Raw genomic sequence first — 577 nt, 5'->3', positions numbered from 1 at the left:
AATATTTTTTAAGTGCATCATAATTAAATACTCCCCGCGTTATACCACGTTCCATTAATGCAATACTGAATTGGCCTTGCCTGAGTTGTATCAATTAATTCATCACGGTTTCCGTTAACTGAACCCGTAACGACATAACCTGACCTGTCAGACCAGCCGGGACCATTCCATGTCTGAACAGATGACAGACCGCCAAGACGAATACCTGTAATAAACCTTGAGTTACATTCTGCCTGCGTATATGCACCAACATCTCCCGCTGATGGCTTACGTGTTGTGGTGTAAATTTCTGACCAGTCAGCTTCGAATCCGTAACCATCACGCGCTGAACGATAAAAAATACCGCCGTTCCTGTAATTCACACGGAACTGTACGGCAGGGCAACTCCCCGTACTAAACCTGATACCGCTTCTTCCCAGGGTTTGAGATTGCCGTTGCTGTCGCTGCATTACGCACAATATTGATCACTTGGACTGTTTGCATCTTGTGAATACATCTGCATTCCGAAATCATGACATATATTTTCATGTAGTGACATATGATGCTCCTTATGTTGACATCTTGATTAATATACATA

General features: G+C 43.0%; 1 protein-coding gene. It reads right to left on the bottom strand.

The features are described from left to right. Positions 1–23: 23 nt before the first annotated feature. A complete protein-coding gene (locus AC0L3J_RS37285) occupies positions 24–362 on the bottom strand; it encodes a hypothetical protein (protein WP_473350417.1) in 339 nt (112 codons plus the stop codon). Between the last annotated feature and the right edge of the window lie 215 nt (positions 363–577).

Source organism: Bradyrhizobium sp. Kon37, from assembly GCF_055807535.1.
Note: the sequence above shows the minus strand (reverse complement) of the source record. Positions and strands in the feature narration are given on the sequence as shown.